The 23,635-nt window shown below is 45.0% G+C and carries 27 protein-coding genes, 3 tRNA genes and 2 rRNA genes (1 of these 32 only partly in view); 10 read left to right on the plus strand and 22 right to left on the minus strand.

Annotated elements, in window-relative coordinates; all coding sequences use genetic code 11:
- The 3 genes from PPIS_RS15215 to PPIS_RS15225 all read left to right on the plus strand — a co-directional run.
- Nucleotides 1-2,060 (plus strand): 23S ribosomal RNA (locus PPIS_RS15215) (it extends 824 nt beyond the left edge of the window).
- Between the two features lie 166 nt (nucleotides 2,061-2,226).
- Nucleotides 2,227-2,340, plus strand: a 5S ribosomal RNA gene (rrf, locus tag PPIS_RS15220).
- 430 nt (nucleotides 2,341-2,770) lie between these two features.
- The gene (locus PPIS_RS15225) at nucleotides 2,771-2,956 is read left to right on the plus strand and encodes a hypothetical protein (RefSeq protein WP_010378060.1); all 186 of its coding nucleotides are present in this window, start codon (nucleotides 2,771-2,773) and stop codon (nucleotides 2,954-2,956) included.
- A gap of 17 nt (nucleotides 2,957-2,973) precedes the next feature.
- Here the strand turns inward: PPIS_RS15225 and PPIS_RS15230 are convergent, their stop codons facing one another.
- From PPIS_RS15230 to PPIS_RS15250, 5 genes are all read right to left on the minus strand, one after another.
- On the minus strand, nucleotides 2,974-3,354 hold the full coding sequence (locus tag PPIS_RS15230; protein WP_010378061.1) for a hypothetical protein: 381 nt from the start codon (nucleotides 3,352-3,354) through the stop codon (nucleotides 2,974-2,976).
- A gap of 8 nt (nucleotides 3,355-3,362) precedes the next feature.
- Nucleotides 3,363-3,863: a hypothetical protein gene (locus PPIS_RS15235; RefSeq protein ID WP_010378063.1), complete on the minus strand. Its 501-nt coding sequence runs from the start codon at nucleotides 3,861-3,863 to the stop codon at nucleotides 3,363-3,365.
- Nucleotides 3,864-3,970: 107 nt separating this feature from the next.
- Nucleotides 3,971-5,347: a class II fumarate hydratase gene (locus tag PPIS_RS15240; protein WP_010378065.1), complete on the minus strand. Its 1,377-nt coding sequence runs from the start codon at nucleotides 5,345-5,347 to the stop codon at nucleotides 3,971-3,973.
- Between the two features lie 8 nt (nucleotides 5,348-5,355).
- Nucleotides 5,356-5,766 carry a hypothetical protein gene (locus PPIS_RS15245; RefSeq protein WP_010378067.1) on the minus strand — a complete coding sequence of 137 codons (411 nt, stop codon included), beginning with the start codon at nucleotides 5,764-5,766 and terminating at the stop codon, nucleotides 5,356-5,358.
- Between the two features lie 117 nt (nucleotides 5,767-5,883).
- The gene (locus PPIS_RS15250) at nucleotides 5,884-6,066 is read right to left on the minus strand and encodes a hypothetical protein (RefSeq protein ID WP_010378070.1); all 183 of its coding nucleotides are present in this window, start codon (nucleotides 6,064-6,066) and stop codon (nucleotides 5,884-5,886) included.
- Between the two features lie 166 nt (nucleotides 6,067-6,232).
- Between PPIS_RS15250 and PPIS_RS15255 the strand changes: the two genes are divergently transcribed.
- Nucleotides 6,233-6,823, plus strand: coding sequence for a DUF938 domain-containing protein (locus PPIS_RS15255; protein ID WP_010378071.1), 591 nt, complete (start codon nucleotides 6,233-6,235; stop codon nucleotides 6,821-6,823).
- On the opposite strand, the gene PPIS_RS15260 is transcribed toward PPIS_RS15255, so the two are convergent.
- The 3 genes from PPIS_RS15260 to PPIS_RS15270 form a co-directional block, all read right to left on the minus strand.
- Entirely contained in the window at nucleotides 6,803-7,933 is a 1,131-nt protein-coding gene (locus PPIS_RS15260) for a GNAT family N-acetyltransferase (protein ID WP_010378073.1), read from the minus strand. The genes PPIS_RS15255 and PPIS_RS15260 overlap by 21 nt on opposite strands.
- Nucleotides 7,926-9,200: an alpha/beta hydrolase gene (locus PPIS_RS15265; protein ID WP_010378075.1), complete on the minus strand. Its 1,275-nt coding sequence runs from the start codon at nucleotides 9,198-9,200 to the stop codon at nucleotides 7,926-7,928. Before PPIS_RS15265 ends, PPIS_RS15260 begins: the two co-directional genes overlap by 8 nt.
- A gap of 63 nt (nucleotides 9,201-9,263) precedes the next feature.
- Nucleotides 9,264-9,731: an Lrp/AsnC family transcriptional regulator gene (locus PPIS_RS15270; RefSeq protein ID WP_026001098.1), complete on the minus strand. Its 468-nt coding sequence runs from the start codon at nucleotides 9,729-9,731 to the stop codon at nucleotides 9,264-9,266.
- A gap of 116 nt (nucleotides 9,732-9,847) precedes the next feature.
- On the opposite strand from PPIS_RS15270, the gene PPIS_RS15275 reads away from it, so the two are divergent.
- Together PPIS_RS15275 and PPIS_RS15280 are read left to right on the plus strand one after the other, a co-directional pair.
- Nucleotides 9,848-11,035: a PrnB family protein gene (locus PPIS_RS15275; protein WP_010378079.1), complete on the plus strand. Its 1,188-nt coding sequence runs from the start codon at nucleotides 9,848-9,850 to the stop codon at nucleotides 11,033-11,035.
- Complete coding sequence (locus PPIS_RS15280; RefSeq protein WP_010378081.1) at nucleotides 11,022-12,134, plus strand: aminotransferase class V-fold PLP-dependent enzyme; 1,113 nt, start codon at nucleotides 11,022-11,024, stop codon at nucleotides 12,132-12,134. The genes PPIS_RS15275 and PPIS_RS15280 overlap by 14 nt, the downstream gene beginning before the upstream one ends.
- On the opposite strand, the gene PPIS_RS15285 is transcribed toward PPIS_RS15280, so the two are convergent.
- The 6 genes from PPIS_RS15285 to PPIS_RS25155 form a co-directional block, all read right to left on the minus strand.
- Complete coding sequence (locus tag PPIS_RS15285) at nucleotides 12,131-12,880, minus strand: MBL fold metallo-hydrolase (RefSeq protein ID WP_010378083.1); 750 nt, start codon at nucleotides 12,878-12,880, stop codon at nucleotides 12,131-12,133. The genes PPIS_RS15280 and PPIS_RS15285 overlap by 4 nt on opposite strands.
- 127 nt (nucleotides 12,881-13,007) lie before the next feature.
- A tRNA-Ser gene (locus PPIS_RS15290) sits at nucleotides 13,008-13,100 on the minus strand.
- A gap of 121 nt (nucleotides 13,101-13,221) precedes the next feature.
- Nucleotides 13,222-13,971 carry an MBL fold metallo-hydrolase gene (locus tag PPIS_RS15295; RefSeq protein WP_010378083.1) on the minus strand — a complete coding sequence of 250 codons (750 nt, stop codon included), beginning with the start codon at nucleotides 13,969-13,971 and terminating at the stop codon, nucleotides 13,222-13,224.
- Nucleotides 13,972-14,098: 127 nt separating this feature from the next.
- A tRNA-Ser gene (locus PPIS_RS15300) sits at nucleotides 14,099-14,191 on the minus strand.
- 18 nt (nucleotides 14,192-14,209) lie between these two features.
- A tRNA-Ser gene (locus tag PPIS_RS15305) sits at nucleotides 14,210-14,300 on the minus strand.
- Between the two features lie 224 nt (nucleotides 14,301-14,524).
- Nucleotides 14,525-14,671: a hypothetical protein gene (locus PPIS_RS25155; protein ID WP_017219379.1), complete on the minus strand. Its 147-nt coding sequence runs from the start codon at nucleotides 14,669-14,671 to the stop codon at nucleotides 14,525-14,527.
- A 285-nt stretch (nucleotides 14,672-14,956) separates the two neighbouring features.
- On the opposite strand from PPIS_RS25155, the gene PPIS_RS15310 reads away from it, so the two are divergent.
- Nucleotides 14,957-15,799, plus strand: coding sequence for a diacylglycerol/lipid kinase family protein (locus tag PPIS_RS15310; protein ID WP_010378086.1), 843 nt, complete (start codon nucleotides 14,957-14,959; stop codon nucleotides 15,797-15,799).
- A 41-nt stretch (nucleotides 15,800-15,840) separates the two neighbouring features.
- On the opposite strand, the gene PPIS_RS15315 is transcribed toward PPIS_RS15310, so the two are convergent.
- Nucleotides 15,841-16,755, minus strand: a complete 915-nt coding sequence (locus PPIS_RS15315; RefSeq protein ID WP_010378088.1) for a DMT family transporter — start codon at nucleotides 16,753-16,755, stop codon at nucleotides 15,841-15,843.
- Between PPIS_RS15315 and PPIS_RS15320 the strand changes: the two genes are divergently transcribed.
- Entirely contained in the window at nucleotides 16,754-18,313 is a 1,560-nt protein-coding gene (locus PPIS_RS15320; protein ID WP_010378090.1) for an aminotransferase-like domain-containing protein, read from the plus strand. The genes PPIS_RS15315 and PPIS_RS15320 overlap by 2 nt on opposite strands.
- A gap of 38 nt (nucleotides 18,314-18,351) precedes the next feature.
- Here PPIS_RS15320 and PPIS_RS15325 read toward each other — a convergent pair whose 3' ends face one another.
- Entirely contained in the window at nucleotides 18,352-19,137 is a 786-nt protein-coding gene (locus PPIS_RS15325; protein WP_010378093.1) for a DUF2884 family protein, read from the minus strand.
- 288 nt (nucleotides 19,138-19,425) lie between these two features.
- Between PPIS_RS15325 and PPIS_RS15330 the strand changes: the two genes are divergently transcribed.
- Entirely contained in the window at nucleotides 19,426-19,611 is a 186-nt protein-coding gene (locus tag PPIS_RS15330; protein WP_010604204.1) for a PA3496 family putative envelope integrity protein, read from the plus strand.
- Between the two features lie 189 nt (nucleotides 19,612-19,800).
- On the opposite strand, the gene PPIS_RS15335 is transcribed toward PPIS_RS15330, so the two are convergent.
- The 3 genes from PPIS_RS15335 to PPIS_RS15345 all read right to left on the minus strand — a co-directional run bounded on the left by PPIS_RS15335 (nucleotide 19,801) and on the right by PPIS_RS15345 (nucleotide 21,338).
- A complete protein-coding gene (locus PPIS_RS15335) occupies nucleotides 19,801-20,247 on the minus strand; it encodes a c-type cytochrome (RefSeq protein WP_010378096.1) in 447 nt (148 codons plus the stop codon).
- 101 nt (nucleotides 20,248-20,348) lie between these two features.
- A complete protein-coding gene (locus PPIS_RS15340; RefSeq protein WP_010378098.1) occupies nucleotides 20,349-20,813 on the minus strand; it encodes a DUF2721 domain-containing protein in 465 nt (154 codons plus the stop codon).
- Between the two features lie 12 nt (nucleotides 20,814-20,825).
- Nucleotides 20,826-21,338, minus strand: a complete 513-nt coding sequence (locus PPIS_RS15345; protein ID WP_010378099.1) for a TlpA family protein disulfide reductase — start codon at nucleotides 21,336-21,338, stop codon at nucleotides 20,826-20,828.
- Nucleotides 21,339-21,444: 106 nt separating this feature from the next.
- On the opposite strand from PPIS_RS15345, the gene PPIS_RS15350 reads away from it, so the two are divergent.
- Complete coding sequence (locus tag PPIS_RS15350) at nucleotides 21,445-21,873, plus strand: YqaA family protein (RefSeq protein ID WP_010378101.1); 429 nt, start codon at nucleotides 21,445-21,447, stop codon at nucleotides 21,871-21,873.
- A gap of 44 nt (nucleotides 21,874-21,917) precedes the next feature.
- Here PPIS_RS15350 and folX read toward each other — a convergent pair whose 3' ends face one another.
- From folX to folM, 3 genes are read right to left on the minus strand one after another with little or no spacing between them, the layout of a single operon-like run.
- Nucleotides 21,918-22,280, minus strand: a complete 363-nt coding sequence (gene folX / locus PPIS_RS15355) for a dihydroneopterin triphosphate 2'-epimerase (protein ID WP_010378103.1) — start codon at nucleotides 22,278-22,280, stop codon at nucleotides 21,918-21,920.
- Between the two features lie 7 nt (nucleotides 22,281-22,287).
- Nucleotides 22,288-22,842 carry a GTP cyclohydrolase I FolE gene (gene folE, locus PPIS_RS15360; protein ID WP_010378105.1) on the minus strand — a complete coding sequence of 185 codons (555 nt, stop codon included), beginning with the start codon at nucleotides 22,840-22,842 and terminating at the stop codon, nucleotides 22,288-22,290.
- 6 nt (nucleotides 22,843-22,848) lie between these two features.
- Nucleotides 22,849-23,565: a dihydromonapterin reductase gene (gene folM, locus PPIS_RS15365; protein WP_010378107.1), complete on the minus strand. Its 717-nt coding sequence runs from the start codon at nucleotides 23,563-23,565 to the stop codon at nucleotides 22,849-22,851.
- Nucleotides 23,566-23,635: the final 70 nt, after the last annotated feature.

Below are 23,635 nucleotides of genomic sequence, written 5' to 3' on the forward strand. Positions count from 1 at the left end.
CTCGGACGAATACTTACGGGGGTAGAGCACTGTTAAGGCTAGGGGGTCATCCCGACTTACCAACCCTTTGCAAACTCCGAATACCGTAAAGTAATATCCGGGAGACACACGGCGGGTGCTAACGTCCGTCGTGGAGAGGGAAACAACCCAGACCGTCAGCTAAGGTCCCAAAGTGTATGTTAAGTGGGAAACGATGTGGGAAGGCTAAAACAGCTAGGAGGTTGGCTTAGAAGCAGCCACCCTTTAAAGAAAGCGTAATAGCTCACTAGTCGAGTCGGCCTGCGCGGAAGATGTAACGGGGCTAAACATACCACCGAAGCTACGGCTGCGAACTTTGTTCGCGGGGTAGGGGAGCGTTCTGTAAGTGGCTGAAGGTGTGCCGGGAGGCATGCTGGACATATCAGAAGTGCGAATGCTGACATGAGTAACGACAAGAGGAGTGAAAAACTCCTCCGCCGGAAGACCAAGGGTTCCTATCCCATGTTAATCAGGGTAGGGTGAGTCGACCCCTAAGGCGAGGCTGAAGAGCGTAGTCGATGGGAAACGGGTTAATATTCCCGTACTCGGTATGAATGCGATGGGGGGACGGAGCAGGCTAGGCAAGCATGGCGTTGGTTGTCCATGTGAAAGGCTGTAGGCTGGTGACTTAGGAAAATCCGGGTTGCCAAGGCTGAGAGTCGAGACGAGCCACTAAGGTGGTGAAGTTGTTGATGCCCTACTTCCAGGAAAAGCCTCTAAGCTTCAGTTCATACTGAATCGTACCCTAAACCGACACAGGTGGTCAGGTAGAGAATACTAAGGCGCTTGAGAGAACTCGGGTGAAGGAACTAGGCAAAATTGTACCGTAACTTCGGGAGAAGGTACGCTCTTGTTTGTGAAGGACTTGCTCTGTAAGCAAACGAGAGCCGCAGTGACCAGGTGGCTGGGACTGTTTATTAAAAACACAGCACTGTGCAAAATCGTAAGATGACGTATACGGTGTGACACCTGCCCGGTGCCGGAAGGTTAATTGATGGGGTTAGCTTAGGCGAAGCTCTTGATCGAAGCCCCGGTAAACGGCGGCCGTAACTATAACGGTCCTAAGGTAGCGAAATTCCTTGTCGGGTAAGTTCCGACCTGCACGAATGGTGTAACCATGGCCACGCTGTCTCCACCCGAGACTCAGTGAAATTGAAATCGCAGTGAAGATGCTGTGTACCCGCGGCTAGACGGAAAGACCCCGTGAACCTTTACTACAGCTTGGCACTGAACATTGACCCTACATGTGTAGGATAGGTGGGAGGCTTTGAAGCAGAGACGCTAGTTTCTGTGGAGCCGACCTTGAAATACCACCCTTGTAGTGTTGATGTTCTAACTTAGGCCCCTGAATCGGGGTTGAGGACAGTGCCTGGTGGGTAGTTTGACTGGGGCGGTCTCCTCCCAAAGAGTAACGGAGGAGCACGAAGGTTTGCTAAGTACGGTCGGACATCGTACGGTTAGTGTAATGGTAGAAGCAAGCTTAACTGCGAGACAGACACGTCGAGCAGGTACGAAAGTAGGTCATAGTGATCCGGTGGTTCTGAATGGAAGGGCCATCGCTCAACGGATAAAAGGTACTCCGGGGATAACAGGCTGATACCGCCCAAGAGTTCATATCGACGGCGGTGTTTGGCACCTCGATGTCGGCTCATCACATCCTGGGGCTGAAGTCGGTCCCAAGGGTATGGCTGTTCGCCATTTAAAGTGGTACGCGAGCTGGGTTTAGAACGTCGTGAGACAGTTCGGTCCCTATCTGCCGTGGGCGTTTGAGAATTGAGAGGGGCTGCTCCTAGTACGAGAGGACCGGAGTGGACGAACCGCTGGTGTTCGGGTTGTGATGCCAATTGCATTGCCCGGTAGCTACGTTCGGAACTGATAACCGCTGAAAGCATCTAAGCGGGAAGCAGGCCTCGAGATGAGTTCTCACTTTGACTTAGAGTCAACTGAAGGGCCGTTGAAGACTACAACGTTGATAGGCGAGATGTGGAAGTGCTGTGAGGCATTAAGCTAACTCGTACTAATTACCCGTGAGGCTTAACCATACAACGCCAAAGTGGTTTACTAGAATTGTTCCAGACAATTCCTAGCATGACCTCCATCCATGGAGGCCTTAGCTAACAGAAGTTAATAGACTAAAGTAGACAAAGAATTTAATAGCTTTTTCCGGATTTACATTAATGAGGGAGACTTCATTGATGAACAGAATTTCCTGGTGACTATAGCGTTTTGGACCCACCTGACCCCATGCCGAACTCAGAAGTGAAACAAAACAGCGTCGATGATAGTGTGGATTACCCATGTGAAAGTAGAACATCGCCAGGGCCAAATAAGAGAAACCCGTTGCAGCAATGCGACGGGTTTTTTGCTGTTTGGGGTATAGAAAACCTCGCAAGCCAATCAACACATCGCGAGGTAAACTCGCTCCTACCACAGTATCAGCAAAGGGCAGCATGGTGGGGGGTGGTTTACCCGCCGATGGTTTGCAATGAAAATTTCGACCTAAAAATAGTATGGAACACCCATGTATAACAAAACCCGTTGCAGCAATGCGACGGATTTTATGTTGTTTGGGATATAGAAACCTCACGAGGTGAAATCGCTCCCACCACAGTATCAGCACAGTGAAATATGGTGCGAGGTGGTTTATCCGCCGAGCATTTACAAGCAAGGAGCAGCTATATGGTTTTATGCAATAAGGGCTATAAGGAAGGGTCAATTAACGATATGATGGGCTAAAAAAAGGGGATTTAGCGTGTCATTTCATTTAATTGCACTGTTGGTAATATTTGCATTGTTTGGTACTTCAGCCACTTACCTAATTCGCTTTATGTATAGCTATTGGATTAAGAAGCAGCTTGAAGTGAAGTACATTATTAATGCGAGTATTTGTGCGCTGTTAGTGATGGTGATCTCAGTGATCAATGAGCTTATCCGATAACCTGAGTGCTCATCAGCCTATAGAGGCACAGCCTGACAGGTATGGGCAATACATAGTGTTTGTATTGGCATCACAGGTTCACAATTAACCGCTGGCGCTTTTCCTTTGTTACTCAGCTTTTCTTGCTCTGTAATAGCGCTAACTACTGCTTCTACATCTTGCTCATCAGTATGCTTCGTTGAATAGATCAGGTATTCTCTTGGTCCACCACAGGTTAATCGCTCACCTACTCCAATTACTTTACACTGATAGCTTGCATCACATCCTATATTTGCTCTTATATCGCTGAGTGTATGTGTAGCATTCGAGCGACTTGTTGCATCGCTTGGTGTCATTTCACAGCCAGATAACGCCGCAATTAGTGTGCCGATGCAAGCGAGAGAAATAGCTAACTTCATTATTGCCTCTAGTATGTAGGACGACTATTTTCTAGTTTAACACACTTATTTTCAACGCATTGTGTTGCGGGTTCAATTAAATGCTGACAGATACTCATCATCTGATTTTGCATATTATAGGCGCGCTCTAATGTAGTAATTTGCTCCGCTAGCTGCTTAACTTGGGCCTCATCTGCTGATCTTGTTGAATACACTAGATAAGAAGAAGGGCCACCACAGGCACGATCGCCAACGGCAATGACTTTACAATGGGTATCGTTATCACAGCTTTTGTCGGCCACGATGTTTTCCAATGATTGTTTATGGGTTTTGATATCAGAGGTATCGAGCTTTTTACCATCTTGTTGAATAGGCAAGCTTGCTTCTTTTGATTCTTTAATTTCGGTGTGCTTTTCGCTTACAGTTCTGGTTTCCTGTGCTTTTTGTTCTGTGGTTTCTTTTTTAGTTACTTCTTCTTGGCAACCAAACAGCAAAAAGGTTGTCAGTAAAGTGGGGATCATCTTGTTCATTATATGCTCTCCTAATGTTTGCTAATTAAACTACGCAAGTCCTTAAGGAATAGCAAGCTCTGCAGCCTGCATACACTATATGTGATTGCAGGCTTTGAAGGACGGCGCTATAGACCGCCTTTGGTGAGTTTTTGCGGATCGAGTAATGATTGAAGTTCGTCTTCACTCAGATCGGTTTGCTCAGCAGCGACCTCAATGATTGGACGTCCTTCTTTGTAGGCAAGCTTGGCAATTTGTGCTGCTTTTTCATACCCGATCACAGGATTTAACGCGGTAACTAAAATCGGGTTTTTAGCCAGTGCCTTTTGAATATTCTGCTCATTTACTTTAAAGCTTGAGATAGCTTTGTCCGCAAGTAGCCTCGCGGTATTTGAGAGGATCTCAATGCTTTGCAAAATATTTAATGCAATCACCGGCAACATAACATTCAGCTCAAAATTGCCAGACTGGCCTGCAACACTAATCGTTGCATCATTACCTATCACTTGAGCACTGGCCATTGCAGCCGCTTCTGGAATAACAGGGTTTACTTTACCTGGCATGATTGAAGAGCCTGGTTGTAGCGCCTCAAGTTCGATTTCACCTAGGCCAGCAAGCGGTCCTGAATTCATCCAGCGTAAGTCATTGGCTATCTTCATTTGTGCTACTGCAAAGGTTTTAAGTTGGCCTGAAAGTCCCACAATCGCGTCTTGTGAACCGATATGATAGAAAAAGTTATTGCCTTTACTGAAGCGGATCCCGATGTTAGTGCTCAGGTTTTGGCTAAATAACTTAGCGAACTGTGGATCGGCATTAATACCTGTGCCGACCGCTGTTCCACCTTGACCTAACTCGTAGACTTTTTCTAAGGAATGAACAATGCCCTGACAGGCGTTATCTACTTGCGCTTGCCAGCCACTTAATGTTTGTGCAAAGGTCACCGGCATTGCATCCATCAAGTGCGTACGGCCAGTTTTGACGTGATGGCCAACTTGCTCTGCTTTTTGTTCAATACTACTAGATAAGTGTTTTAGTGCAGGCAGAAGGTCATACACTGCTGTGATTGCACTACTCACGTGAATCGCTGTTGGGATCACATCGTTTGAGCTTTGGCCCATGTTAACGTCATCATTAGGATGAATTGCGACACCGCTTAATTCAGTCGCTAGAGTAGCTATCACTTCGTTGGCATTCATGTTTGAACTGGTACCAGAGCCAGTCTGAAAGACATCCACTGGAAATTGATCTAAGTGTTTGCCATCAATTAGCTGCTGACAGGCACTCACGATTGCTTTTGCTTTATCACTTGATAGATGACCAAGGGATTGATTGGTTTCTGCTGCGGCTTGTTTGATGTAGGCCAATGCTTTGATAAAGCTACCAGGCATTGTGATCCCGCTAATAGGAAAGTTATTTACAGCGCGCTGTGTTTGCGCCTTGTAGAGCGCATGCTCAGGAACATCTAATGTTCCCATACTATCGGATTCTTGACGAAATGTAGTCATCGTTGCTCCTAATAAAAAGGGTTAAACTGCTGGCAGGTTTGGCACGCATCTCGCTGGAGCTTCAAAAATTGCTGTGACGAAGTATGGTGATGTTTATAAAACCGTTTTAGTGCCAACAAAGGCTTAAATAATTGATCCATGCATTGTTTACGTATGGCGGTATCAACGAGTGGATCGGCAATCTGTTCTAACAGTTCGGACAATGTATTTTTAAGATAAAGCTCTTGCAGCAGCGGGTTATTATGGCGCTCGTACCATTTTGCCATGCTTATGCCTGCCGAAATATATTCCGCAACCAAGAGCGGCGCCTCGAGTTGTGGTCGCTGGCAGTGGCGATTAAGCTTCGCACGATAAGTTTGTAATAAAGTAGCTAGCTGCATAAATACAAAACCAAACGATGTAATGATAATGGTTATCATTACATCGTTTGGTTGGCAATTCAAGCTTTAGTATTCGCACTGCCAAACAATTTGTTTAGCATTCACCATAGCAGCTCACTATGAGTCTGAAATGAATTTAAGAAAGTGTGATTGAGCTTAATTATAGCCGAGGAGATATTGCTGTTCTGAATGCTCTTTCTCTTGTTCTTCGAGTTGCATCAGGTTGGCGACTTCTTGTCGGTAAGCGCGACTTTTCGTGAAGGTATTTTTACGCTTCTTCAGAACAAGTCCTTCGCTTTTAAGTTGGCTTGGCATTTGGGTGATCTCTGAAATTTTCATGCTCGCTTCTCCTCTTAGTACTCTTTAAACTTAGCAGAAGTTGTACCAAAATAAATTTCTTTTCTAATTTTAATTGCTTAGTAGAAGTTTTAGCTATTTGCCTTGCAATTGAGATAAATTCTTGCCTCAATGAGGCGCATAAATCGATCAAAATAGTGCAAACGAAATGACAAAACCTTACTCTCAAGCGTGTGAAAACAATAAACGGCCAATATTAGAAAAGCTCACTCCCTATCTAAATAAACCGTTGAAAGTGCTAGAGGTAGGCTCTGGTACGGGTCAGCATGCTGTGCACTTTGCTGCGGCGTTACCGCATTTAACGTGGCAGACGGCGGACAGGGAGATTAATCACGCAGGTATTCAAGCGTGGCTTGATGATTCAGAATTAGAAAATACTTTACCGCCATTGGCGCTAGACTTACACCATGCGTGGCCTGTTAATCAGCGTTATGATGTGATCTATACCGCTAATACCTTGCACATTGTGTCATCAACGCTCGTTGAGCGCTTAATCACAGGAGTAGGACGACATCTTGAAGAAAGCGGCTATCTGATAGTTTATGGGCCGTTTAATTATCAAGGTGAATTTACCAGCGAGAGTAACCGAGAGTTTGATGCGTATTTAAAATCGCAAGACAAAGAGAGTGGCATTCGCGATCAAGAATGGGTATTGGCGCTTGCGGCAGAGCAAGGACTTACACTACAGCAAGACTATGCGATGCCGGCTAATAATCGCTTATTGGTGTTTAAACGGTAGTTTTGCTTGGCACTCGGTAAAGTAATGCCCGAGTGCGTCAGCTTCGCGCTTGGTAAAATCCTCAAGGGCTTGTTGAAAGTCAGGTTGAAATAAGCGGTGATACGATTGCCTCCACACCGGCTCAAAACCCCTCACTAACTTGTGCTCACCTTGAGCGCCCGCGTCAAAGACTGCAAGCTGATTAGCAATGGCGTACTCTATGCCTTGATAGTAACACAGCTCAAAATGCAAAAAGTCGTAACTATCCTCAATTGCGCCCCAATAGCGACCATACAAGGTATCGCCATCCACAAGATATAAACTGGTGGCGATAATTTCGTGGTTTAAGTAAGCGCAGCAAAGACGAAGCTTATCTGGCATCGAGGTGATAACTTGCTGAAAAAAATCGCGAGAGAGATAGCCGTGGTGTCGCGAACGTTTAAGGTAGGTGAGTTGGTAGCTGAGAAAAAACGCATCAAGTTGTGCTGTGCTTATTTCTCTGCCAACAGTCCAGCTTATGTTAATACCTTGGGCGGTCACAGCTTGGCGTTCTTTCATGACCATTTTACGCTTTCTTGATGTGAGTCGTGCGAGAAAATCATCGAACTCGGCGTAACCTCTATTATGCCAATGAAATTGCACATTGCGGCGCATCGTTAAATGACTTTGAGTGAGAAAATCGCTTTCACGACAAAAATTAATATGGACTCCACTAATGCCTAGTTGGGCGAGGCTCGTGAGCGTAGCGTCAATATATTCAAGCAAGCAAGAAGATAGACGTTTAGTTAATATTCTTGGCCCTTGAGTTGGCGTAAAGGGGACGCCACACAGCCATTTCGGATAGTAATCAAATCCATGGCGCTCGTAGGCTTCAGCAAAAGCCCAATCAAAAACGTACTCGCCATAAGAATGCGATTTAATATAGCCTGGTAAAATTGCAATCAACTCGCCCTGGCGTTCAATCATTAAGTGATGCGGTATCCAGCCAGTCTCTTTGCTGGTGCAGCCGCTCAACTCTAATGCAAGCAGCCACGCGTAGCTCGTAAATACATGTGATGGTGAAACACAGTCCCACTGTGCTGCTGTCACTTCAGTCAGAGAATGAATAAACCTGTGTTGGTACTCAGTCATTGTGGCGGTCAAAAAATGTGAGCAGTGCTTGCTCAAAGTTGCCGTAATCAGGGTTAAACGTGATCCGCGCAAGAGCGGTGTATTGCATCATGCTTTTCTCGTGACGCTCGCCAAAATGAACGGTTTTACCTGTGCGGCAGTTGATGAAGGCTTGGTCTTCTAAGTGGTAACTGGTGCAATTACGATAAGGCCCTTTGCGGCCGTAAAAAATATGTTCAGGCGGCTGCAAAATACCAATATGAGACATATCGACAATGTTGTCGGCTTTCACGCTCCGATAATTCACACCTTGCTTAGTCGATGGCGTTTCCGAATAGATAAATTGGGTCAACGTTGACTTAGGTTGCCACTTTTCTAGCAGCTTTGCCGTTGCATGATTGTCTATGGTGGTATCGACATCGCTATAGCTGATAAACATCGGTACATCTGGCAAAGTGGTGAGTGATTTGAGTGGCGCCATAGCCTGATGGGCTAACGTTGCGCCATGCCATGGGAAAGATTCATATTTGGCGAAATCCAAATCTGCGTCTTCATCTATCCAATTGACAAATGGCACGTAATCAATCCATTTGGCTAGCCAACCGTTCTTATTATGTGGCTCCGTAGCGGGTGAGATAAGTGCAACAGAGCCTAAATTATTGGGCTTGTGCTTCGCTATGCTACTCAGCACTATGGCGGCACCAGTGGAATAACCAAGTACGGAAAAATGCTTAAAATCTTGGCTCGTCTGTGCGATGGCATAATCCGTATGAGTTTGCCAATCGTCAATATCAACTTCGGTTAAATCGCTTGGTGCAGTCGCGTGGCCTGGCAGTAACATGGTTCTGACATTGTATCCCGCTTCATAGAGCGCTGCCGCAAGGTAGTGAAAAGTAAAAGGAGAATCGGTCAGACCATGGATAAGTAAAATGGCGTGATCTCTGTTGTCATGCTCAAGTGAAAATGGCGCAATTAAGTCACTTACCTTAGGGGTTGTCAGGTTGAGTAATGTTGCAGTGGGCGTCATTAACGGGCACGGCAGTGTTGCGCGGGGATTGCGGCTTTCAATAATTTGCTTAGTCGAACGAATATAATCGTTATAGTTTTTTATATTCGCTATATCGACGGTGACAGGGCCTTTATCGATTGCTTTGCGGAATAATCCCGATGCTTTGCTCTCGGTGAATAGCGACATATCACTCACTTGGGTAACACAGTCTTGTGCGATGATCAAAGGTGAGCCAAGCAGGCTAAAAGCAAGTACTGTGGAGGTAAGGTAGTGGCGCATAGTCGGTCCTTATGAGCATAAAATCACATGCAGTATAGCGAGAACAGGTGACGATAAAAATGGTTAGCGGATCGGTAATATGCGTTTCGCAAAAGTTTGCTTGAGGACAATCGTTGATTCAATCCCGCTAATCACCTTACAGGCGCCCAGTTGATGTTTGGCAAATTGTTCATAGCTGGGCAAATCCTTTGCTACGATTTCCAATAGGTAATCATGACTTCCGGAGATCACCGAACAACTGATCACCTGATCTTCAGATTCCACGTGTTGTTCAAATAAATGCGCTGCGGTTGCGGTATTTTCACTGAGTTTTATAAATGCATAAACAAGAATACTTAGGTCAACTTGCGCTCTATCCAGTGCCGCATGATAGCCTGAAATTACTCCTGTATCTTGCAAGCGTTTTACGCGTCGAAGACAGGGAGTATCGGAAAGGTTTGCCTTTTCGGCGAGTGAGGCATTACTCAACCGTGCATTATGTTGCAAGGCGTTAAGGAGCAATTTGTCCTTGGCATCTAGATTTACCGACATAAACCAAATAAAAGAGTGATTCTTGCTAATCAGTATTAAACTTTTAGAGAAAATTGGCAAATTATGCTCGTGGTGATTTGCTAGCCTTAACTGTGGAATAATCACGAGAAGTAATAATGAGTCCATTAGCCGTACAATTTGACGCTTGGATTAGAGGCCCGTTTGTTGACCTTAACGACAAGCTTGAACATCTTTATTGGCAGCAACAGGATAAAGCAAACGTTGAAGGCGTTGGTGAAACGCTAAAAGCACAGTTATTAGAAGAAGGTAATCAACTGATCCAAGCCTTGCTAGAAGAAGGTAATACCGACGAAGGCTTTGAGCAAGCATTCGACTTACTCGGTAACGTTGGTCTATTTATGGCTGCATGCAGACGCCACGAAATTACCGAGCCAAGCCGTGAAAGGGTGTCTCCACTAACACAAGCATCGGCACTGGCCATGCACATCGGTGCCTCTTTGGGAGTTACGCCGCGCTTCGCAACGGCTCATCTCACCACACACAACCGCGCAATCAACGGCGTGTATAAGCGCTTTACCTCTCATCCGGCAGAGCGCTTATTCATCGACTACAATACTCAGGCCATTCTTGCCTATAAACGAGCGTCCGAATCGCTAATGAAGGTACATCATTTGGGAATTTCTCATCCCATGTCATTGGTGCTACTCAAACAAGTTAAGCAAGCGCTGCTTGAGGTGATAGAGTCTAATCGAGAGTTATTTAAGGAACTGGATACCGAGGCATTCTTTTACGTTGTACGACCCTATTACAAACCTTACCGAGTTGGTAAAGAGGTCTATCGTGGTGCAAACGCTGGAGATTTTGCGGGTATCAATGTTATCGATATGATGTTGGGGTTATGCCCGGCTAATGATATTAGTTACGGTCAAATGCTGGTGGAAAAATTCCTCTATATGATGCCAGAAGACCAAGCAACCCTGCGTGAATGTATGCGTACGCCTAATTTAATGGATGCGTTTCTGAGAGCATTGAAAGGGCCGAAAAGTGATTGGTTTGGCCCTGCCTGTAGCTTGTTTATACAAGTGTGTAAGCTGCATGGAGATACGGCCATACAACATCACAATCAACTCGTCGAAAAGTATATCGCCAAACCTTCGCAGGCAATGCAGCAACAGCACTTAAGCAAAGTGACCGCCAGTGGTCCACCGATTGAAGTCTTACTCAAAGAACTCGCGGACTTAAGAGATAGGCGAGCCGCTGCCGAGCGCGATGATATCTTCACTCGGCATCATGACTTAAAACGAATACGCCAAGCAATAGGGGTTAAGCATGAAGCAGTATAGGGATGATTTTCACCTGCCTACGGGTCACTATTTATTGAGCCATTCCGTTGGTCGTGTGTTGAAATCTGCAGCGGAAGATTTTCATCAGCAATTTATGGTGCCGTGGCAACAACAAAATCAAGAGCCTTGGCAGCAGTGGCTAAGTGGAATTGATCGCTTTACTTCAGCCCTAGCTTCCCTATTACACACAGATGCGCGCCTGTTTTGTCCGCAAACAAACCTTTCCAGTGGTTTAACGAAATGGACGATGAGTTTGCCCGAAAGTGGCATTCGCAAAGTACGCGTATTGATGAGTGAGCAAGACTTCCCCAGTATGGGATTTGCGTTACAAAACGCGCTGGACAATATTGAGATTGTTTATATTCCCGAAGCGATGAATATGCACGACCTAAGTGTGTGGCAGCAATATATTGACGAGCAAATTGACTGGGTATTTGTCAGTCATGTTTATTCGAACAGCGGTCAGCAGGCGCCTGTCGCTGACATCATTAGCCTTGCTAACCAATATGGCTGTCGAAGCATTATTGATATTGCTCAGTCACTTAGTGTATTACCAATAAATTTAAGCGAGTGGGGCGCGGATTGCGTTATCGGCTCTTGTGTGAAATGGAGCTGCGGTGGCCCTGGCGCCGGTTTTATTTGGGTGAATGAAGATGTCTTGCCTTATTGCGAGCCAAAAGATGTTGGCTGGTTTTCGCATCAAAATCCATTCGAGTTTGATATTCATCATTTTGCGCTGAGTGAAAGTGCGCTGCGTTTTTGGGGCGGTACACCAAGTGTGGCACCTTATATCTATGCGGGGCACAGCCTTGGCTATTTTGCCGAGCTTGGGATTGAGCAAGTAAGAGCGTACAACTTTGCTTTGTTATCTGAGTTACAAGCGGCATTGCCTGAATTTTATCGCTCTCCTACAGCACAGAGTGCTTGCTCGGGGACCGCTATTTTGCATTTTGGCTCGCGGCATGAGGCAGTGATGGAGCAGCTTAAGCGAGCAGGCATTGCTGTGGATAATCGTCGCTACGGTATTCGTGTCTCACCACATATTTATAATAGTCAGGAGGACATCGCGCAGTTGGTGCAGGTTATCAACGAAAGCTAGTTTCCTAATCCTAGTGCTTTTTTGGTCTTCTTCTTCACCGAGCGCCAATGTGTCATTGGCTGCTTGGGCGCGCGCGCTATCAGTGCGTTGAAATCAATTTCTTCTGCAAGTACCTCTCCTTGATGCGCCAAGAGCACGGAGTTGGGTTGTAGTGCCTTTACTTTGGCAAGAGATTGGCGATACAAGCGTGGATAGAATACCGGAAAAGGCGCAACAAATTGCCCTTTCACTTTTACCGTCAAATCCGCCACATAGATGCGCTTACTGGGGAGATGATACAAGCTCAAATCTCTATCCGTATGACCGGGTGTGTGTATCGCTTGCCATTCGTTAAAGTGGGGCAAGCTATCACCATCGGCTAGGTAAAAGTCTGGTGATAATTGTCTTGGGTACCAAAGATTGCGTTTGGCCTTGCGCTTTCTCCCTGCAACCCAAAGTGCCAGTGCCATATCGGAGAGGTGCATCATGACCCCATCAATACCACGATACCACTGACTGGGGGCATTTGCGGCCGCAATCTTTGCGCCCGTGAGTTTTTTGAGTTTGTGCGCGCCACCGGCATGATCTGGGTGCATATGCGTGACCACAATCAGCTTGAGTGCGCTTAGTGGCTTTTGCAGTTGTTGGATGTAGTTGCAGACCAACTCAACATCGGCACGACAGCAACCATCGAGTAACAGCAGGCCCGTTTCGTGTTCAACCAGATAAATATGTTGAATATAGCCTTCTAAGACATGGATTTTCATTAGTCACACTCATTTCCCCAATCAGATCTCAACATAGCATAGGTTAAAGACATCTGACCAGTTGTGTGTGGAAGTGATAAATCGCAGACATAAAAAAACCGCAATTAAGCGGTTTTCTTATAAGTGATGGCGGAGAAGGAGGGATTCGAACCCTCGATAGGGCTACAAACCCTATACTCCCTTAGCAGGGGAGCGCCTTCAGCCACTCGGCCACCTCTCCGGCGCAATACTTTAAAAACAGGCATTGCTGTGGATAATCGTCGCTACGGTATTCGTGTCTCACCACATATTTATAATAGTCAGGAGGACATCGCGCAGTTGGTGCAGGTTATCAACGAAAGCTAGTTTCCTAATCCTAGTGCTTTTTTGGTCTTCTTCTTCACCGAGCGCCAATGTGTCATTGGCTGCTTGGGCGCGCGCGCTATCAGTGCGTTGAAATCAATTTCTTCTGCAAGTACCTCTCCTTGATGCGCCAAGAGCACGGAGTTGGGTTGTAGTGCCTTTACTTTGGCAAGAGATTGGCGATACAAGCGTGGATAGAATACCGGAAAAGGCGCAACAAATTGCCCTTTCACTTTTACCGTCAAATCCGCCACATAGATGCGCTTACTGGGGAGATGATACAAGCTCAAATCTCTATCCGTATGACCGGGTGTGTGTATCGCTTGCCATTCGTTAAAGTGGGGCAAGCTATCACCATCGGCTAGGTAAAAGTCTGGTGATAATTGTCTTGGGTACCAAAGATTGCGTTTGGCCTTGCGCTTTCTCCCTGCAACCCAAAGTGCCAGTGCCATATCGGAGAGGTGCATCATGACCCCATCAATACCACGATACCACTGACTGGGGGCATTTGCGGCCGCAATCTTTGCGCCCGTGAGTTTTTTGAGTTTGTGCGCGCCACCGGCATGATCTGGGTGCATATGCGTGACCACAATCAGCTTGAGTGCGCTTAGTGGCTTTTGCAGTTGTTGGATGTAGTTGCAGACCAACTCAACATCGGCACGACAGCAACCATCGAGTAACAGCAGGCCCGTTTCGTGTTCAACCAGATAAATATGTTGAATATAGCCTTCTAAGACATGGATTTTCATTAGTCACACTCATTTCCCCAATCAGATCTCAACATAGCATAGGTTAAAGACATCTGACCAGTTGTGTGTGGAAGTGATAAATCGCAGACATAAAAAAACCGCAATTAAGCGGTTTTCTTATAAGTGATGGCGGAGAAGGAGGGATTCGAACCCTCGATAGGGCTACAAACCCTATACTCCCTTAGCAGGGGAGCGCCTTCAGCCACTCGGCCACCTCTCCGGCGCAATACTTTAAAAATGGCGGAGAGATAGGGATTTGAACCCTAGATACGCTATTAACGTATGCCGGTTTTCAAGACCGGTGCTTTCAACCACTCAGCCATCTCTCCATGGGCAAAGATAATACTTAGCGATTTAGGCGCTGTAAACCGTTTTTAAACTGTTTGCTTAAAAAATGTGCTAAAAGTGAGGTTTTTTTAAAATTGTGCTAGAAATTAGCGGTTTGACGAAGAGGTTTTGTACAAAAATGCTGGTTGAAGTGGTGCTTTTATGGTCTATTGAAACAAATGCTGACGAGAGCATGGCGGGTTGGGGCGCCATGCTCTGTGCAGACTTACTTATACATAATCACGTCTTTTAACGCTAAGTGTTGACCACATACTGCCAACCACTTCGTCCAATTGATACGACGTTGTTTAGTTGGTTGTGTTTGGTTAAACGTGTTTTGTGATGGGCTGCAAGGTGCAGCTGAATTAAGCATGTCTGGCTCCTAATAAGCTATGATTGAAAACAAGGCTATTTTGCACGCAATTTGTTTAAATTTAAAACGATAAAAATTGATGTTTTCGGATAAAAATAACTAATGAATTAATGGTTTGTTCATTTTTGTTTTAATGGGTTCTTTGCATGTTTATGCATGGTTGCGATTGTCTTGATTAGGCTGTAGCCCAATTAATATGTGTGTTTGTGGTTTTTGTTTTTGATTTTTGGTTTTAGTTTTGGTTTTTTATTCATATAAGTTGAGTTTTTGTATTTAAGGGTTTTTATGCTGGTGGTGGTCAACCCTTTAGCGGGTGCTGAGGGGAAAGCGCAAATTGCATGGTTAAAGCAACAATTAACACAACAACAGTTGACGGCAACTTGGTTTAATACCACTGGAAACTTTGTCGCAGATAGGGACGCAATTGCTCAAGCTGCTACGGCGGGAGTTAGCGTGGTGGTGATTGGGGGGGATGGCACGTTGCACCTAGTCGCCAATGCCATTGCTGAACGGGATAACACGCTTGCGCTGCTGCCAGCGGGGACTGGCAACGATTTTGCTCGGCAGTTTCATTATTCCAAAGCACAGTGGCGAGCAGCTGTATTTGCAGATCAGGTCACAACTATTGATTTGGGTAAAGTGGACGGGCGCTGGTTTGTCAATGTTGCTGGGATTGGCTTTAACGCGCATGTCATGAATAACTTAGGACAAACCAAACGGCTAGGAAAGCTGAGCTATACCTATGCGGGATTAATGTCGCTATTTACTGCCAAACTCATTCGCTATCACAGCAATACGTGGCCTGAGCAGGGTATGATGTTGTTACTTGCGAATGGCAAACACTTTGGGGCAGGGTTAACTCCTGCTCCTATGGCTTGCCTTGATGACGGTCAGCTGGAGCTACTATGGTTCACGCCGCAAACGCATTGGCAGCGGATGGTATTGTTTGTCAATATGCTACTTAAACGTCATATGGGTACAAGAAATGTGCACCACGGCCGCATTGCAGAGCTTTTTATCGAACAAGAGGGTTATGACATTGAGGCTGATGGTGAGATTGTTGGGCGCACGCCTGCGACGATAACCTGCTGCCGCCAAGCTCTGAGCATAAAAAAAGCGCCATTATAAAATGGCGCTGAAAAGTAAGAAGCTAAAGCATTGGTAAGACTTCAACTTCTAACTGGGGACCGAATGGACAACCAAGCGTAGATGCGATCTAAAGGCGTGAGTACAATCGCATTACCTAGGGTGACCAAAATAAACCCAATAAATGTATTTTGCTGCCACTCAAAGCCTTCAAATAAGGTACTCAAGACCACGGCAACAAAAGGAAATAACACTATCAAATAACTCGCTTTCTCAGGCCCAATATTCTTGAGTAGTGAGAAATAACAACCAAAGGCAATGACGGTGCCAAACACGCTGAGATAAATCAGAGACCACCAATATGATGCCGGCGCTTGGTTGATAAACTGATGTTCACTAAAGGCGACATAGGTTGCTAACATGACAGCGCTGTAAAGCATGCCCCACGCATTTCCCGCCATAACATCAATTTGCTGATTGGAATTGCGTACGCTCACCATATTACCGAGTGACGCGACCACTGTTCCTAATAGAGCTAATGATAATCCCAAGAAGGCCTCGCTTTGCAAATCAAATGCGACCAAATCGTGCCAAAACAAGCTGACTATCCCAAGCGTGCCCAGTGATGCACCAAAGTAAATTCGCTTTGCAATAGGTTTGGCAAAAAACAACTTAGTGTTGACGATGTTAACGACCAATAATAATGAAAACGCAATTGATGCCATCGCTGACGTTAAATGTGCCTGAGCCCAATACAAGAAGAGATAGTTAGCACCAAAATTACACAGCGCTAAGAGGATGAAAAAGCCGTGATCTCGGCGAGAAAATCGCATTGGCACACGCTTATAGATGACAAACGCCCACATACAAACCGCGGCGAGGCCAAAGCGGTAAAACAGCGACACAAACTCGTTGATGCTGCCAAGTTGGTATTCAATGGCAAGCCATGTTGATCCCCAAATCAACACAGTGATGGCGTAAAGAAATAGATTTTTCATGATCGGCTCTAGATTCAAACAGCAGTGGAAGTATGTAGTTTACGCTGTTATTCTGTATAAGCTATATACAGAATTTACTAATTTATACCTATACAGATTATTGCTTATGAGTACCGTTATTCAACGCCAACATTCCGCCTTTCTCTATCAGCAGGTGATCCAAATGATCTTGTCGATGGCAGAACAAGAGTCCATTTTACCGGGCGAAAAGCTTCCCTCATTGCGTGTTATGGCGCAAAACTTAAATGTCAGTATCCCAACGGTAAAGCAGGCCTATCAAGCACTTGAAGATCAAGGAAAAGTCATTGCCAAAGAGAAATCCGGCTACTTTTTATGCCACAGAGCTTCGCACAACGACTCTCCGAAGCGTGCACGATTGCCCGCCAAACCTGTAGTGGTTAACAAGCAGGCGCTGATTGAACAAGTGTATAAGGGGATCCATCAGCCGCATGCAATCCCCTTAGGTATCGCTAACCCCATCGCCATTGCTGGTACTGAGCAGGTTCTTGCCAAAATTATGCGCCGCGCAATGAAAGAAGCAGGGAATGAACTCATTAATTATGGCCCTATGGACGGTTTAGATAGTTTAAAAAAGCAAATCGTGCGGCGTTATTTGGATATGGGCTTAGCAATAGACATGGATGAAGTGGTGATCACCAATGGCGCGCAAGAAGCATTGGCGATTGCGTTACAAGCGGTAACCAAGCCCGGAGACGTGATAGCGATTGAATCTCCCTGTTATTTTGGCATTGTTGAACTGGCTGAAAACTTAGGGTTAAAGGCCATTGAAATACCTGTTTGCCCGGATGATGGCATTTGGCTGAGCGACCTTGAACGGGCACTTGAAAAGCATGATATTCGAGCGTGTGTGTTTTCTACCAGTATTAGTAACCCGCTTGGTAGCTTTATGCCAGATACGAGACGTGCGCAGCTGGTGGCGCTATTAGAGCAACGTGACGTGGTGTTGATAGAAGACGATGTGTATGGTGATTTATATTTTACCGAGCAGCGCGGCATACCGGCACAAGCATTTAGCCAAAAGGGCTTAGTGATCACATGTGCGTCATTTTCAAAAACCGCAGCGCCCAGCTATCGAGTGGGTTGGATGGTCGCCAGTCAATTTAGTGCAAAAGCAAAGCGCATAAAACGTGCGTTGAGTTGTTCGTCATCTTTAATGAATCAATGGGCTCTGGCGGACTTTCTCAGCTCCGGAGGCTACGAGCGCCATTTAAAGTTGGTCCGTAAACGGTTAATTGAGAATCGAGATCGTATGATCCAAGCGGTGAATGTTGCATTTGGTAGTGAGGTAAGAGTCAGTCGCCCGCAAGGCGGTTGTGTGCTGTGGCTAGACTTAGGTAAGCACGTTGATGGTGCCTTGTTGTTCCAAAAAGCCTTGGAGTGCGGGATCAGTATTACGCCTGGTACGTTATTTAGTGCCAGCAAAAAGTATCAAAATTGTATACGTATCAGTTATGGTTTGCCGTGGGATGCGTCGGTAGAGCAAGCGATTAAAACGCTGGGGGAGTTGGCTGATGCACAAAGGAAAGGGTTGGCATAACGTATCCTGAATTAAAAGTAAGTTATGCCAACGTCAGATTATTTAAATTTAAACAGTTGGTACTCTGACATTGCGGGAATAGACTTTGCGACAATGGCTTCGTTTTTCGCTATTTGTTCAAAGTCGCCACACAGTGCGTCTGCTTTTTTCTCAATAGATTCTGCCTGTTGTTCAACTTTGGTTTCGATTTGTGTTGCGAAGTTTTCCATACGCTGTTCAAAGCTGCTCATATCACCGTTTGCATCTGACATTTCGTTGCCAATCGCAACCAGTAAGCTACCTATCGATTGCATCATGGCACCTTGTACTGCAGTCTCGATTTTTTCTTCAAACTGATTATCGAAATTTTGGCCAAACTCATCAAAGGTTTGCTTGCCCATCACAAACGCACCTTGCTGATAAAACGTATTTTGCACTTCTGTTTCGAGGTCATCGATCACAGCATGGATGCTATCTAAACTGGTTAAATTAAAGGTTTGCGCCACTTCATTAAGGGCAACGCCCGCTAGTTTTATGCCTTCAAAAGCAATATCAGCCACTTGTGGTAGGCGGCCTCTTAGTTCATCACCGTATTGCGTGAGCATCGTTTTTTGCTGTGTATTAAGTGCGATGCGCTCGCCATTGAGTGTCAGTTCGCCAAGGTTGTTGATCTCAGCTGTTTTGTTTTTGGCTGTTGTGATCACCAAGTTATCAGGCGTGATCCTAACGTCATTTTGAAATTCTACTTCACAATTGTCACCGCTAAACGTGATGTTATTTTTTTCGTGTGCAGCGACGGTGGTTGTCATCATTGTTGCTGCTGTTAGTAGTAAAATTTTATTCATGGTCGATCCTTATTGGCTCAGTTGCATGATTATTGTTACAAGAACAATGCCAAATATAAACTCAAATAAAATCAATATATTGTATTTTATTGTTGAAAGTTAATGTGCTCTAAAAGTGATGAAATTGACTAAAATATAGTTGTTTTTGTCAAAATGAATTAGGCAATAAAAAATTTTTATTGTAAGGATAAGAAACTCTCACTTTTCAGAATGACAATTTAGCGCTAAATAGTGATCTTGAGAGACGGCTCTCATTTTATTAATGACTATTTTATTTTGGAGTTAGTTGTGGGTAAGACATTCTCTTACGATGCGCTTGATGATGATTTTGCAGACGATGAATTCGAAAAGTTGGGTCGTAACCAACATGACAAGCAAAAGCGTAAAGTCAAAAGAAAGCTAGACGACTACTTAGAGCAAAAACGCCTACGTAGAAATCTAGGCGATGATGATTTCGACTATATTGATGATTGATCACTAGAGGTCATCTACGAGTCTAGCACTGACAGTAATTCAATTTGGCTGTGTGATTAAGCAGGGCTGTGGGTTACTCAGTGCGATGTCTGAATTACTGTGTCGTTGGTGATAGCCAAGCAAGTGACGAGATATTCAGATAGTAAGCAGCCGCAAATATGCGGCTGTTTTGTTTTTATACGATTGGTATTAATCTTTAAAAGATTTATGGCAGTCTTTACAGCCTTTTGCCCAATCTTTAAATGCAGAAGCAATCAGCTTTTTGTCGCCAGAGTCAGCTGCAACAGCCAGTGCTTGAGCATACTCGGCAAATTGCTTGGCTTTACCATCGAACTCAGCTCTGTTTGACCAAACGGCTGGTAGGGCATCAGTATTGCCTTTGTCAGAACCGTCGATAAATGCTTCCCAAGGCATTTGCGATAATTGCGCAGCATTGTGAGCACGTTGCTTAAATACTTCAGCATCAAATGGTACTTTGCCTTTTAGCATATCGCCCATATTGCCAATCTGGAAACGGATCAATTGGAAAGACGCTTGGCGGTATTCAATTGCATCTTCAGCCGATTCAAACATAGTGTTAGCTTGCGCTGTTGCTGCAAGACAGCTAAATAGTGTGACGGTAAGTAGTTTCTTCATAGTAAACCCCTAATATTTTTCCCTATTTTCAATGTAAATTACAAATATAATCAAACAATTGCGATAAGTGCCCTGTGACGGAAGCAACTAGTTTTAAATAATCAACTCTCGATGTCTTTGAATATCATGCCCCTGCGCATACTGCGGGTGGCCAGAAAAATTTCTCCAAGCAAAGAGACAAACGCGCCAATAAGCAGCACCATAGCGGCGATAAAACAAGACGATAACGTAATGCCCAATGGCATACTGTACAAGTGTGACATGAACAGCAGTATAACCACTGCACACACAAGCAACGCACTGAGTACACTCATGCTAAATGCAACGTGAATAAAACGAGACCGTTTTAATAGTGCGCGCATTTCACGGCTAAAGTGCATTTTGAGCTCTTCATCTTGCGTAGTATTGATCTTGCGATCAAGTAAACGCGCCCTATCCGTGATCCGTGCTAAGCGGTTTGATAGTACCCCTAAGGTCGCAGCAATACCCGTAATTAAAAATACAGGGGCAACGGCGGTTTGGATAACTTTGGCCATCGTGAGAATGCTAACGACTTCTGGATTCATATAGTTACCTCGTTAATTCCAGTTTAGTTTTGATAAGGTGTTGGGTTGCTCACCGATGAGGGTTTGCATCACTCGGTTGCGTTCATCAAGCAAGATGACTCTAGGAATGCCTTTATTGGCATACGTGTTGTAAATATCTCGATTGGGATCGGCAACAAAATGGATGGGCAATTGCATGGTTTCGTTGAACTGCTCAAGCGTAGTGTTAGTTTCTTCTCGACCAATGGCAACGATGGTTAACTCGGCTTGGGTGAGTAATTCTGATTGTTTTAGTTCACTTAATAAACGTTGTGAATCAGAGCACCACGTCGCGAATAAAATCACCAGCTTTTTGTGATTAGCATCGAACCTAACGGCTTGGTTTTTGATATCCGTAAATTGCAAATGTTTAAAGGAGTCGCCGGTGTGGATATAGGTCTGATAGCCATCGTCTGCTTGTGGTAGCGCTTCGTTAGAGGCCTTGCAGCCGCTTAATCCGGTGGTGAGTACGGTGCTAAGTAGTAACATTTTTATTGTTGTTTTCATGCCTATCCCTTGATTCCATGTCAGTGTTTTTGAAGTCTTGCGCGCATTTCAGTATATTGCCCCACTTAGATGATTTCTTAAAGTCCAATTTCTTATAGCCGTTGATATGATTTACCTTTCTTTATTTGGGCTTGCTTTTATTGCCGCAACCTTATTACCTGCGTCGTCGGAACTGGCGCTGAGTGGGCTCGTTGTGAAACAACAAGGCGAATTAGTTTGGTTATGGCTGGCTGCGACAACGGGTAATTTACTTGGTAGCTGTGTCAACTATTATCTTGGCTGGTTTATCGCTAAGTGGCGGGATAAGCGCTGGTTTCCGGTTTCTCAACAGCAATATGATAAGGCTTGTGGACTATTTAATCGTTACGGCAAGTTTTCATTGCTATTTGCTTGGCTCCCCATAGTTGGAGATCCTTTGACCGTGGTAGCGGGATCTCTACGGACCTCTTTTGGGTGGTTTTTTGTGTTAGTCGCGCTCGGTAAAGGCGCTCGTTATGCACTGGTGATTTACCTTGCCTTACAGGTGATTTCTTAACACCAGAAGGCAAGGAAGTGAATATCAGAGTCTTATCTCTTAGTTTAGCTTCTGTACCAATCAAGCGTGAGTGACACTGAGTCAGCAAACCGTAAAGCGTGCGGTTTATCTACGGTGACTTTTGCATACGTCACGTCTTGATGTTGATGACATTCAGCAAGTATGTCAGCCACTAATTTCTCAAGTAACAAAAAATGCCCTTCTTCTACCAGTGTGATGACAGCTTTGGTCACTGTTTTGTAATTGAGCGCGTGAGCCACGTTATCATGATCTAAACATGCCGTATCCGCTGGGTAGTGAATTTCAATATTGATCACGACATCTTGCTTTTTTTCCCGCTCCTCGGGATTAAAACCAATAAAGGTACGTAGTCTTAAATTCGTCACCTTAATAATGGCATTCGACATAGCGTGCTTATCCTTTCACTAACTGTAAAAATTCGTTGCGGGTTTTGGGGTCGCTTCTGAAGTTACCAAGCATCACAGAAGTTCGCATACTAGAGTTTTGTTTTTCAACCCCACGCATCATCATACACATATGTTTGGCTTCAACGATCACGCCAACGCCTTTTGCGCCGGTGACTTCCTCAACGGCCTTGGCGATTTGATGAGTTAGCTGCTCTTGGATTTGAAAACGTCGGGCAAACATATCAACAATGCGGGCAAATTTAGACAAGCCAAGCACTTTACCATTAGGTATATAAGCGATGTGACAACGACCAACGAAAGGTAGAAGGTGATGCTCACACATAGAGTACAACTCTATATCTTGGACCAGCACCATATCATCGGCATCCGAGCTGAATACCGCGTTATTGGTGATTTCATCCAGTGTTTGACGGTAGCCCTGAGTCAGATATTCCATCGCTTTCGCTGCGCGCTTTGGCGTATCTAATAATCCTTCGCGGTCTGCATCTTCACCCACGGCTTCAATAATCGTTTTATAACTCTGTTGTAATTTGTCTTGCATAATGCGTTACCTCAAATGGCGGCCACCGTCGATTTGTACCGTGCGTCCTGTCATATAGTTGCTAGAGAGTATCATGTCGACACTATTGATAACTTCTTTGCTACCAGGCTCAATTCCCATAATAGACTTTTTCAAGGTTTTTGCCTTGTACTCGTCACTATCGTCTTGATTAAAGATGATAAGAGAAGGTGCAATGCTATTCACTTTGATGTTAGGTGCAAACTTAGCGGCAAATGACCGTGTTAAGTTATCTAATGCAGCTTTACTTGCGGCATAGGCAATGTGTTTTGGACTGCCTTTTTCTACTACATAGTCAGTAATATGGATCACATCGCTGACGTTATTGCTAGCTGTCAATAAGTCGCTCAAGGCATGATTGATCAAATAAGGGACTTTAGCGTGGATCCGCATCATATTGTCGAATAATGCTGAAAAGTCAGGGTTGTTGGCTTCACAATCCCAGCTCGATGCATTGTGGATGATGGCACTGAGTGCGTCGGTATGGGCACGAATTTGGTTGTTGAGTTGCGTGATTGCTTCTGGCTCGTCAAAATCAGCCTTGATACAAATAGCACCTTGCGATTCGAGTTCATTGATAACTTGGTGTTTGGTGCGATACGTCAATATGACGGCTTGCTGTTTAGCGAGAAAGTGTTTCACCAAAGCAAGTCCAATGCGCTGTGCGCCACCAGTAATTAAAATAGGTGCGGCTGCTGGGCTCATAAGTTCATCACCTTGTGAATTGAGAGATTAGGGGGCAGGGTGAATAATTAATTATCTCCTGCCAACAATA

It is taken from the genome of Pseudoalteromonas piscicida, from assembly GCF_000238315.3.
GTDB classification, from domain to species: domain Bacteria; phylum Pseudomonadota; class Gammaproteobacteria; order Enterobacterales; family Alteromonadaceae; genus Pseudoalteromonas; species Pseudoalteromonas piscicida.